General features: G+C 53.4%; 11 protein-coding genes. 9 read left to right on the forward strand and 2 right to left on the reverse strand.

Features of this window, described 5'->3' with window-relative positions; translation table 11 throughout:
• Positions 1–11 precede the first annotated feature (11 nt).
• The 4 genes from rbfA to OCT58_RS05215 all read left to right on the forward strand — a co-directional run bounded on the left by rbfA (position 12) and on the right by OCT58_RS05215 (position 3,175).
• Complete coding sequence (gene rbfA / locus OCT58_RS05200; protein ID WP_267201825.1) at positions 12–374, forward strand: 30S ribosome-binding factor RbfA; 363 nt, start codon at positions 12–14, stop codon at positions 372–374.
• 201 nt (positions 375–575) lie between these two features.
• On the forward strand, positions 576–1,475 hold the full coding sequence (gene truB, locus OCT58_RS05205; protein ID WP_267201826.1) for a tRNA pseudouridine(55) synthase TruB: 900 nt from the start codon (positions 576–578) through the stop codon (positions 1,473–1,475).
• A gap of 12 nt (positions 1,476–1,487) precedes the next feature.
• A complete protein-coding gene (gene ribF / locus OCT58_RS05210) occupies positions 1,488–2,459 on the forward strand; it encodes a riboflavin biosynthesis protein RibF (protein ID WP_267201827.1) in 972 nt (323 codons plus the stop codon).
• 122 nt (positions 2,460–2,581) lie between these two features.
• Positions 2,582–3,175 (forward strand): SDR family oxidoreductase, encoded by a 594-nt coding sequence (locus OCT58_RS05215; protein WP_267201828.1) that lies wholly within the window; start codon positions 2,582–2,584, stop codon positions 3,173–3,175.
• 44 nt (positions 3,176–3,219) lie between these two features.
• Here the strand turns inward: OCT58_RS05215 and OCT58_RS05220 are convergent, their stop codons facing one another.
• Entirely contained in the window at positions 3,220–3,591 is a 372-nt protein-coding gene (locus OCT58_RS05220) for a hypothetical protein (RefSeq protein WP_267201829.1), read from the reverse strand.
• Positions 3,592–3,707: 116 nt separating this feature from the next.
• On the opposite strand from OCT58_RS05220, the gene hrcA reads away from it, so the two are divergent.
• The 5 genes from hrcA to lepA all read left to right on the forward strand — a co-directional run bounded on the left by hrcA (position 3,708) and on the right by lepA (position 10,499).
• Positions 3,708–4,757 carry a heat-inducible transcriptional repressor HrcA gene (gene hrcA / locus OCT58_RS05225; RefSeq protein WP_267201830.1) on the forward strand — a complete coding sequence of 350 codons (1,050 nt, stop codon included), beginning with the start codon at positions 3,708–3,710 and terminating at the stop codon, positions 4,755–4,757.
• A 12-nt stretch (positions 4,758–4,769) separates the two neighbouring features.
• Complete coding sequence (grpE, locus tag OCT58_RS05230) at positions 4,770–5,342, forward strand: nucleotide exchange factor GrpE (RefSeq protein ID WP_267201831.1); 573 nt, start codon at positions 4,770–4,772, stop codon at positions 5,340–5,342.
• 38 nt (positions 5,343–5,380) lie between these two features.
• The gene (dnaK, locus tag OCT58_RS05235) at positions 5,381–7,258 is read left to right on the forward strand and encodes a molecular chaperone DnaK (protein WP_267201832.1); all 1,878 of its coding nucleotides are present in this window, start codon (positions 5,381–5,383) and stop codon (positions 7,256–7,258) included.
• A gap of 116 nt (positions 7,259–7,374) precedes the next feature.
• Complete coding sequence (gene dnaJ / locus OCT58_RS05240; protein ID WP_267201833.1) at positions 7,375–8,541, forward strand: molecular chaperone DnaJ; 1,167 nt, start codon at positions 7,375–7,377, stop codon at positions 8,539–8,541.
• Positions 8,542–8,663: 122 nt separating this feature from the next.
• Positions 8,664–10,499, forward strand: a complete 1,836-nt coding sequence (gene lepA, locus OCT58_RS05245; RefSeq protein WP_267201835.1) for a translation elongation factor 4 — start codon at positions 8,664–8,666, stop codon at positions 10,497–10,499.
• Between the two features lie 152 nt (positions 10,500–10,651).
• On the opposite strand, the gene OCT58_RS05250 is transcribed toward lepA, so the two are convergent.
• Entirely contained in the window at positions 10,652–10,882 is a 231-nt protein-coding gene (locus OCT58_RS05250) for a tyrosine-type recombinase/integrase (RefSeq protein ID WP_438361114.1), read from the reverse strand.
• Positions 10,883–11,115: the final 233 nt, after the last annotated feature.

The raw sequence follows: 11,115 nt of genomic DNA on the forward strand, positions 1-11,115 counted from the left end.
AGGAGAATTTTATGCCAAGCAAACAATTTCGGGTTGACCGCCTGGCTGGTGAAATCCAGCGGGAGGTTGACGATATCCTGTTAAAACGGGTGCGTGATCCCCGGGTGAAGGGCATTACTATTACCGGCGTTGACGTGACCGGTGATCTTCAGCAGGCCACCATTTACTACAGTCTGCTGTCCGATTTGGCTTCCGACGGTGAAAAGGCTCAGGCCGGCCTTGATAAGGCAACCGGCCTGATCCGGAGCGAACTGGGGGCCCGCTTGAACATCTTCAAGACCCCGGCCATCAAGTTCGAACGGGACAAGTCGATCGCCTACGGTAGCCGAATTGATCAATTAATCAACCAGCTACACCAACAGGAAAAGAACTAACAAGAGCGGGGTGAATTACCCCGCTTTTTTGATAACGTGGAAAACCAGAGGCTAACTACGTGACGTAACCGTGGGGCTAGTGTCTAGCGCAGCGGAGCAAGTCTATCTGACTACGGACAAAAGCCGACGCCTTAGTAGCCTTTCGCCCCACTTTACTGGTTGTTTTCCACTCACTTTCAATTTTCGTGGAGGAATGATGGAATGGATGGAATTATTCCCTTATACAAAGAACGTGGCATGACGAGCTTTGACTGTGTCAGTCGCTTACGCAGAATCCTGCAGACTAAAAAAATTGGCCACTCGGGGACGCTTGATCCGGCCGTTGACGGGGTCCTGCCGATCTGTGTCGGCAGCGCCACCAAGGTCGTCGACTACCTGATGCAGTCGGGAAAACAGTATCAGGGTGAGCTTTTAATCGGTGAGGCGACCACGACCGAGGACCTGGAGGGGGAGATCATTGCGGCCCAACCGGTGACTGCAGCGATTCCCGCTGAAAGGATCCAGGAAGAGATGGATAAAATGACTGGCGAGATCACCCAAATTCCCCCGATGTATTCGGCCGTCAAGGTCAAGGGTAAACGGCTTTACGAGTACGCTCGGGCCGGGGAGACGGTTGAGCGCCCGGTTCGCCACGTCACCATTGAGCGCTTTGCCCTTCTGGGGACCAACTATGATGCCCAGGCCAAGCAGCAGCGGGTTCGATTCAAGGTCGACTGCACGAAGGGAACCTACGTCCGAACCCTGGTGGTGGATCTTGCCAAAAACCTGGGGTATCCGGGAACAATGAGTTGGCTGACCCGGCTGAAGAGTGGGGGCTTTACCCTCGACCAAACGCTGAGCCTGAGCGATGTTCAGGACGCCGTTGCTACGGGAACGATTCAACACTACCTCTACCCGCTCGACTACGCCCTCAAGGACTACCCGGCCATGGAACTGAGTGCCGACCAGTGGAAAGCGGTGCAAAATGGGGGCTGGCTGAAAGAGAGTGAGGTTAAGCCGGCCGGTGATTCAATCGTCTTGAAGTATCAACAGGCCGTCAAAGCCCTGTATCACCGTGACCACCGGTACTACAAGCCAACCAAGATGTTTTCGGTTAAATAGGGGGAATGAGTCGTGCAAGTAATTAAAATTCATCATCCCCTGGATCCCCAGCTGATTCCAGCGGGACCCGTCGTGCTCGCGATGGGCTTCTTCGACGGGGTTCACCGGGGACACCAGGCGGTCATTCGGCGGGCCAAAGAGATTGCTCAGCAACGGAACTTGCCTTTGGCGGTGCTCACCTATAGTCACGCACCCGGTGTCGTTTACCGGCAATATCCGGGCGGCTTCAAGTACCTTTCAACAACCGAACGCAAGCTGGCTCTGTTGGAGCAGCTGGGCGTCGACCGCGTTTACCTCGTCAGCTTTACCTCCCAGTTTGCTGCGCTGGCACCCCAAGACTTTGTCGACCAGTACCTGGTAGACGGTTTTCACAGCCAGGTCGTCGTGGCGGGCTTTGATCACACCTATGGCCCGGCCGAAACTGCCTCGATGGACAAGCTGCCCACCTATGCCCGTGACCGTTTTGAGGTCGTGACGGTGCCGAAATTTACGGAGGACGGCAATGAAAAGGTGGGGTCCCGCCTGATTCGTCAGCTGATCGATGCCGGCCAGGTCCAGGAGGCAAACGCGGAGCTCGGTTACTACTACACCACCACCGGCCTGATTGTTCACGGCCTGGCCCGGGGGCGGACGTTGGGCTTCCCGACCATCAATGTTGAGACGCCAACGCCGGAGCGCCTTCCCGGGATCGGCGTGTACGCCACCGACGTTTTGATCGGTGGCCACTGGTACGGGGGAATGGCGAGCGTTGGCCATAACATTACCTTTGGCGACGATAACCAACTAACCCTCGAGATTAACCTCTTTGACTTCTCCCAGATGGTTTATGGCGAAGAGGTCAAGGTGCGCTGGTACCAGTACCTACGCGGTGAAGAGAAGTTTGCCGGGGCCGACGAGCTCGTTGCTCAGATGAAGCGTGACGAACAGGCGGCCCGTCAGGTGGTTGCCCACCGGCCCGTACTCGAAGATCAAATCCTATCCTAAAAGCAAAGGCCAAGCACTGTTGCGGTGCTTGGCCTTTTTACGATGAAAATCAAATTTTCCCTTGCCTCGGGTAACCGGAGCGGGCGTATGATCGTTCTAATCAAAACAAAGGAGCGATTGAAATGAAGATTTTAGTGATTGGGGCCACGAGCCCGCTGGGGCAAGAAATTTGCGCGCGTTTGGAGCAAAGCAGTCACCACCTGCGGGCCATGACCCGTTCGGCGGCTAAGTTAGCTAACGCAAATTACGAAGTTGTTGAGGCTGATGCCCTCAACCAGAACAGCCTGGTCCAGGCAATGCAGGGACAGGATATCGTGATCGCCGGCGTGTCCGGAAAGATGATTCTCGACCAGGCTAAAAACATTGCGACGGCCGCTCAGGAGGCGGGAGTAAAGCACATCTACTGGATCACCGGACTGGGGATCCACCACGAAATCAAGGGTGCCCGGGGAATGATGCTCAACATGCTGCTGAAGCGGATGCCGGAATATGAAGCAGCTGCCGACGCGATTGCCGCAGGTCCGGTCTCATCTACCTTGTTGCGCTTGCCCAACATCACGAGCGGGGAGGAGCTGAGCTACAAGATTGATCTTGAGGGCGAACAGCCCAAGGGCAGTAAGATTACCCGCAAGGCCGTCGCACGGGCGGTAGTGGACCTGATTGACCAGGGCCCGGATAAATATGCTAACGCCAGCATCAGCATTACCAATAAATAACCCGGTTAATAAAAACGAGCTCACCTTTAGGCAGCTCGTTTTTATTAATGCCGACTCGCGCGGTGGCTGCTGGTTTGATGAATGCGATGCACGTGACGCTTGAATTTTGGCCCGTCATCCGTCGCCAGTTGAAAATGCCGCATCTTGCCGTGGAAGGGGTGGCCGGTCAATTTGAGGTTGGTCCAGGAACGCATGATGTCGGTCATCTGGTCAATCTCCTTTAGGCGCTCTGGATTGCCTTCCTTCTTGGCCGCTTCTTTGATGTCCGACTGCAGGCGGTAGATCAAGTTATTGTGATAGGCCAGCAGCTCGTTGGTCAGTGGCGCGTTACGGTACTTGTTGAAGAGGCGTTGAATGATCTCCATTGCCTCTTGTGCACTGTGCGGCTGGAGGTAGCGTTGCTGATTATTATCCATTAAAAAATCTCCTCAAAACTCTTTGACATTTCTTGACTTTTAGCGTGGCGGTTGGTATATTATACAGTGTGCTTAGCACTTAACCCTAAAGAGTGCTAAAAGGGGAAGTGATTAATATGCTAACACAGCGTCAAAACAAGATCCTGCAAGCGATTGTACGTCAATACACGTCAACTGGTCAACCCGTGGGTTCCAAGCATCTGGCCGAGAAGCTGCCGTTTAAGGTCAGCCCGGCGACGGTGCGCAACGAGATGGCGGTCCTGGAAAAGCAGGGCCTGATTGCCAAGGAACACTCGTCTTCGGGGCGGGTGCCTTCCAAGGACGGTTACCGTTATTACATTGACCACCTGCTTAATCCGCGGGCGGTCACCGATAACGACCTGATCGTTATTCAGAACTCGTTGGGGACCAGTTTCCAGAAGATTGATGAAATCATCTCGCACTCGGCTGATATTTTATCAAACCTGACGTCATACACCGCCGTGACCCTGAAGCCAGAGCAAGAAGACGTTCGTTTGAGCGGCTTCCGCCTGGTCCCGCTGGGCAACCAAAAGGTAATTGCCATCCTGGTTACCGACAGCGGTGACGTGGAGAGCCAAGCCTTCACCCTGTCACGGGACGTTGACCCGGAGGCCTTACAAGCAGTCATTCGAATGATCAATGACCAGCTGGTCGGTCTGCCACTGTCAACTGTCTTGAAGCGGCTGAATGACGATATCCCATTGCGCGTCATGCACTACATGCACAGCGCCGATGGCTTCCTGGATCTTTTTGATAATGTCGTTTCCAAGGCTGCCCGGGAGCAATTCTTCATTGGCGGCCGACTGAACCTTTTGAATTTCTCGAACAACAAGGATCCGCAGTCGTTGCAGACGATGTACCAGCTGCTCGACCACAACGATCAGCTCTCCCACCTGCTTGACGCCGATCTTAACGATCAGGGCGTCAACGTGCGGATTGGTTCCGAGATTTCCAAGGATAAGGTACTCGACAACTACAGTCTGATTACGGCGACCTACGATGTTGACCAATATGGCAAGGGCATCATCGCCGTGCTCGGGCCGACCAGAATGCCGTACTCACGGACAATTGGTCTGGTGAATGCCTTCCGGCAGGAGTTGGCCAAGCGTCTGTTAGGTTTCTATCGACATTACTACGATTCATAGGAGGCGAGTTAATTGGCAGACAAGGAAGAACAGCAAGCCAAGAAACAAGCGGCCTCATCTGAAGCAAAGGATGAGCAAAAGCAGGCAAAGCAGGCTGACAAAGCCGCTAAGCCAAGCCGTGAAGAAGAGCTTGAAACGCAGATCAAGGATTTGAAGCAACAACTCGACGACAAGGACGACAAGTACCTGCGGGCTGAGGCGGAGATTCAAAACATGACGAACCGCTTCAACAAGGAACGGGCCCAGATCTTAAAGTATGACGGTCAGGACCTCGCTAAGTCCGTCCTGCCAGTGCTGGACAACCTGAAGCGCGCCCTGACGATTGAAGTTACGGACGAAAACGGTAAGCAGCTCAAGCACGGGATTCAGATGGTTCACGACCACCTGATTGCCGCCTTAAACGATCACGGAATTACCGAGATCGAGGCTTTGAATAAGCCCTTTGATCCGACCCTGCATCAGGCGGTTCAAACCGTTCCGGTCCAGGAGGATCAAAAGCCAGACACCGTGGTCCAGGTTCTGCAAGCTGGCTACCAGCTGAAGGACCGGGTCCTGCGCCCAGCAATGGTTGTTGTTGCACAATAATTAATGATAATTAAATATTAAAAAGAGGGAATTAAACAATGGCAAGTAACAAGATTATTGGTATTGATTTAGGTACTACTAACTCCGCCGTTGCCGTGATGGAAGGTAACGAACCAAAGATTATTACTAACCCGGAAGGTAGTCGGACGACGCCATCCGTTGTTTCATTCAAGAATGGCGAAACTCAAGTTGGTGAAGTTGCCAAGCGGCAAGCGATCACTAACCCGAACACGATTTCATCCATCAAGAGTCACATGGGTGAAGCCGGCTACACGGTTGAAGTTGATGGCAAGAAGTACACGCCACAAGAAATTTCTGCCATGATTCTGCAATACCTGAAGAAGTACGCCGAAGACTACATCGGTGACACGGTTGACAAGGCCGTTATCACTGTGCCAGCCTACTTCAACGATGCTCAGCGTCAGGCAACCAAGGATGCCGGAAAGATTGCCGGCTTAGACGTTAAGCGGATCATCAACGAACCAACTGCTTCCTCACTGGCTTACGGCCTGGACAAGCAGGACAAGGATGAAAAGATCCTGGTTTACGACCTTGGTGGTGGGACCTTCGATGTTTCCATCCTGGAACTCGGTGATGGGGTCTTCCAAGTACTCTCCACGAACGGTGACACGCACCTGGGTGGGGATGACTTCGACCAAAAGATCATGGATTGGTTGATCGACGGCTTCAAGGAAGAACACGGCGTTGACCTTTCTACTGACAAGATGGCCCTGCAACGGCTGAAGGATGCCGCTGAAAAGGCCAAGAAGGACCTTTCCGGTGTTCAAGAAGCCCAAATCAGCCTGCCATTCATTTCCGCTGGTGAAAACGGCCCACTGCACCTGGAAAAGACGCTGAGCCGTGCCCAATTCAACCAGCTGACTAATGACCTGGTTGAACGGACTAAGCAACCGGTTCTGAATGCCTTGAAGGATGCTGACCTGTCATTTGATGACATTGACGAAGTGATCTTAAACGGTGGTTCTACCCGGATCCCAGCCGTTCAGGAAATGGTTAAGGACCTGACTGGCAAGGAACCAAACCACTCCATCAACCCTGACGAAGCCGTTGCCCTCGGTGCTGCCATTCAGGGTGGTGTGCTGACCGGTGATGTTAAGGACGTTGTGCTGCTTGATGTTACGCCACTGTCCCTGGGGATTGAAACCATGGGTGGTGTCTTCACCAAGCTGATTGATCGGAACACGACCATCCCAACTTCCAAGAGTCAGATCTTCTCCACGGCTGCTGATAATCAGTCTGCCGTTGACATCCACGTTTTGCAGGGTGAACGGCCAATGGCTGCCGACAACAAGACCCTGGGAAACTTCCAGCTGACTGACATTCCAGCTGCTCCTCGTGGTGTTCCACAAATCAAGGTTACCTTCGACATCGACAAGAACGGGATCGTAAACGTTTCTGCCGAAGACCAGGGGACCCACAAGAAGCAAAACATCACGATCAAGTCCAACTCCGGCCTGTCCGATGAAGAAATCGAACGGATGAAGAAGGATGCCGAAGAGCACGCCGCTGCCGACAAGAAGAAGAAGGAAGAGGTTGACCTCAAGAACGAAGTTGACCAGGAGCTCTTCCAAGTCGACAAGACCCTGAAGGAAGTCAAGGGCAAGGTTCCTGAAGACGACATCAAGAAGGCCGAAAGCGCTCGTGACGACCTGAAGAAGGCCAAGGAGAGCGGCAACTTGGATGACATGAAGGCTAAGAAGGATGCCTTGAACAAGGTTATCCAGGACCTGAGTGTCAAGCTTTACCAACAGGCGCAGGGCCAACAGGGCAACGCCCAAGGTGGCGCAAACCCGAATAACGGTGGTGCCAACAACGGTAACAACGGCCAAAATGGCGATGATGGCAATACCGTTAACGGCGACTTCAAGGACGTTACGCCAGACGACAAGAAGTAATCAGACAAAAATGTAAGTAAAAAGCCAAAGGCCATCGTTTGACAGGACTTTGGCTTTTACTTTGCTTTGCGAAGTGTGGTATAACTAAACAAGCAATTAAGTTGTGAGGGATATAAATGGCAGAAGAAAGTTACTATGATATTTTAGGTGTTTCTAAGGACGCCTCAGACTCAGACATTAACCATGCTTACCGGCGCCTGGCTGCTAAGTACCACCCTGACGTCAACCATGAACCGGGAGCGGAAGAAAAGTTTAAGAAGATCAACGAGGCCTACGAGGTCTTGCATGACAAGAACAAGCGGGCTCAGTACGACCAGTTCGGGACCACGGCTGACCAGGCCGGTGCCGGCCAGGGCGGCTTTGGTGGCTTCGGCGGTCAGGGCTTTGGTGGTCAAGGCTTCGGCGGTGCTGGTGGCTTTGACGACATCTTTAGCCAGTTCTTTGGTGGTGGCCGTGCTCGTCAGCAGGACCCAACGGCACCGCGTCCGGGCCGGGACCTTCAGTATGCCATGACCCTGGACTTTATGGATGCCGTCTTTGGGAAGACCACGACCATCAAGTACGATCGAGATGAGCAGTGCAAGACCTGTCACGGGACCGGTGCTAAGCCGGGCAAATCCGCTTCGACCTGTCAGCGCTGTGGCGGCCGGGGCTTCATTGTGACCGTTCGGCAGACGCCGCTGGGCAACATCCAGTCCCAGACGACCTGCCCAGAGTGTAACGGGACCGGTCAGGTAATCAAGCCGGAAGATCGTTGTACCACCTGTCACGGGAGCGGGCACGTTCACGAGCGCCACGAACTGGAAGTCAAGGTTCCAGCCGGGGTTGACGACGGCCAGCAGATGCGTCTCCAGGGTCAGGGTGACGCCGGTGAAAATGGCGGCCCGGCCGGGGACCTCTACATCGTCTTCCGGGTCACACCGAGCCGCGAATTCCGACGTGATGGATCGACTATCAATGTCGACCGTGACATCTCCTTTGCCCAAGCGGCACTGGGGGATGAGGTCCAGGTCAAGACCGTCCACGGGGATGTCAGCCTGAAGATTCCAGCCGGGACTCAGTCCGAGACCAACTTCCGTCTGCGTGGCAAGGGGGTTCCGCACCTCAACGGCAAGGGGAACGGTGACGAATTCGTGACGATTCATGTTAAGACCCCGAAGAGTCTGAACAAGCGTCAGAAAGAAGCCATGATGGCCTTTGCCGCAGCTAGTGGCGAAGAGGTCAAGGGCGTCAAGAAGTCCGTTTTGGATAAGCTCAAGGATGCCTTTGAGGATCATAACTAATATTATTAAAAAGGCGATCAGCTGGGCTGGTCGTCTTTTGTACTATCACTGGTCATTCCTCAGCAGAGTTTGTTATACTAGGAATAGTATTTGCGTAGAAAGTAGTGAAGATAGAAATGACAATGAGTCTAGATGAAATGAAAGAGCGGCAAAAGCACATCCGAAATTTCTCGATCGTGGCCCACATCGATCACGGGAAATCGACCCTGGCCGATCGGATTCTGGAGCTGACCGACTCGATTAGCAAGCGGGAAATGAAGAACCAGGTCCTGGATGACATGCCCCTGGAACGAGAACGGGGCATCACCATCAAGCTGAACGCGGTAGCCCTGACCTACCACGCCAAGGACGGGCAGGACTACATCTTCCACCTGATCGACACTCCCGGGCACGTCGACTTCTCCTATGAGGTTTCGCGGTCCCTGGCGGCCTGTGAAGGGGCCTTGCTGGTCGTTGATGCCACTCAGGGGGTTGAGGCCCAGACGCTGGCCAACACCTACCTGGCACTGGATAACGACTTAGAGATCCTGCCGGTGATCAACAAGATCGACCTGCCATCCGCCGACCCGGACGGCACGAAGGCCCAGATTGAGGACGAAATTGGTCTGGATACCAGTGAGGCGGTGGACGTCAGTGCCAAGACCGGCTTGGGCGTTGACAAGGTCCTAGAGAAAATCGTCAAGGACGTCCCGGCCCCGACCGGTGATCTGACGGCGCCTCTCAAGGCCCTGATCTTCGACTCCAAGTACGATGACTACCGCGGGGTGGTTCTGTCCGTGCGGATCTTTGAAGGAACGGTCAAGAAGGGTGACCGGATCCGGCTGATGAACAGCGGTACCGAGTACGAGGTGGCCGAGGTCGGCATCAACTCCCCGAAGCCACTGGCCAGAGACGTGCTGATGGCCGGGGACGTTGGTTACATTACCGCCGCCATCAAGGACATCAAGGATACCCGGGTCGGTGATACGGTCACCAATGCCGACAACCCGACGGCTAAGCCACTGGAAGGCTACCGGCGGATGACGCCGATGGTCTACGCCGGGTTGTACCCAACCGACAATGCCAAGTTCAACGACCTGCGGGATGCGCTGGAAAAGCTGCAGTTGAATGATGCTGCCCTGACCTTTGAGCCCGAATCATCACAGGCCCTGGGTTTCGGGTTCCGCTGTGGTTTCCTGGGCCTGCTCCACATGGACGTGGTGCAGGAACGGCTGGAGCGGGAGTTTGGCCTGGACCTGATCACGACCGCCCCGTCGGTTACCTACCATGTTGACCTGGCGGACGGTTCGATGAAGGAAGTCGAAAATCCGGCCGAGATGCCGGATGCTTCCTCAATCAAGGACATCAAGGAACCATTCGTACGTGCCTCGATCATGGTGCCAAACGATTACGTTGGTCCGGTGATGGAGCTCTGTCAGCGCAAGCGGGGCGTCTTTGACACGATGGAATATCTGAGCGACACCCGGGTGAACGTTATCTACCACATTCCGCTGTCGGAAATTATCTTTGACTTCTTCGACAAGTTGAAGAGCTCGACCCGGGGCTATGCCTCCCTGGACTACGAGATTGACGACTACCGGCCAAGCAAGCTGGTCAAGATCGATATCCTGCTCAACGGGGACAAGGTCGATGCCCTGAGTTTCATTGCCCACAAGGACTTTGCGGCAGCGCGTGGTCGTGACATCACCGCTAAGCTGAAGAAGATCATTCCGCGACAGAACTTCGAAATTCCAATTCAAGCGGCGATCGGCTCAAAGATCATCGCCCGGACCAACATCAAGGCCTACCGGAAGGACGTTACCGCCCGGATCCACACGGGTGATCCGGACCGGCGTGCCAAGCTGCTGGAAAAGCAGAAGCGCGGGAAGAAGCGGATGAAGGCCGTCGGGAAGGTTGATATCCCACAGGAAGCCTTTATGGCCGTTTTGAAGACCGATGAGCAAATTGATGATGACTAAATGCTGGTATATCAGCATTTGTTACTTGCTAGAATTCACAAACTAGACCAAAATTAGACCAATATAAGGTACTTTGCCCACCATTTGCCCACATGAAGTATCTTCGTGGGCAAGACGAAAGATACTTTGAGGGCAAATGGTGGGCAAGGAATTTACATCTTAGCAATCTGATCGAATAAGTTAGCTGTCTGATACTTCTTTTTATTGCTGAGGTGGACATAGGTATCTAGGGTAGTTGAAATTCTGCTATGGCCAAGACGCACTTGGACCTCTTTGGCAGAAGCTCCTGCCTCTAGTAGCATAGTCGCGTGGGTATGACGCAGACTATGAAAATTGAATGGGAAGCCTAGTTGCTCCGTGACGGTACTAGCATAGTACTTGATCGAATAAAAGCCTCACTCAAACGAGCGGGGCTTTTATTGTGGGCGGCTGTTACATTATTAGATGCTTTGAAAGATTTTGGAGATAAAAATATATGATAAACTTAATATAAGGCAGATTGTAAAATTTAAGTTGAACATTTAAGTGGACAGAAAAACCCATCAAGGTCTTTAATGGTGTTACCGTACAATCCATTAGAAAGAAGGACCTTGATGAGCACCACTATTTTATCATT

Origin of the sequence: Limosilactobacillus kribbianus (assembly GCF_026413145.1) — a bacterium.
Classification (GTDB): domain Bacteria; phylum Bacillota; class Bacilli; order Lactobacillales; family Lactobacillaceae; genus Limosilactobacillus; species Limosilactobacillus kribbianus.

Excerpts from the sequence above, each read along its gene's own strand:
- dnaK (WP_267201832.1), top strand. The coding sequence starts at position 5,381 with ATGGCAAGTAACAAGATTATTGGTATTGATTTAGGTACTACTAACTCC.
- rbfA (WP_267201825.1), top strand. The coding sequence starts at position 12 with ATGCCAAGCAAACAATTTCGGGTTGACCGCCTGGCTGGTGAAATCCAG.
- OCT58_RS05220 (WP_267201829.1), bottom strand. The coding sequence starts at position 3,591 with ATGGATAATAATCAGCAACGCTACCTCCAGCCGCACAGTGCACAAGAG.
- hrcA (WP_267201830.1), top strand. The coding sequence starts at position 3,708 with ATGCTAACACAGCGTCAAAACAAGATCCTGCAAGCGATTGTACGTCAA.
- dnaJ (WP_267201833.1), top strand. The coding sequence starts at position 7,375 with ATGGCAGAAGAAAGTTACTATGATATTTTAGGTGTTTCTAAGGACGCC.
- OCT58_RS05215 (WP_267201828.1), top strand. The coding sequence starts at position 2,582 with ATGAAGATTTTAGTGATTGGGGCCACGAGCCCGCTGGGGCAAGAAATT.
- truB (WP_267201826.1), top strand. The coding sequence starts at position 576 with ATGGATGGAATTATTCCCTTATACAAAGAACGTGGCATGACGAGCTTT.
- lepA (WP_267201835.1), top strand. The coding sequence starts at position 8,664 with ATGAGTCTAGATGAAATGAAAGAGCGGCAAAAGCACATCCGAAATTTC.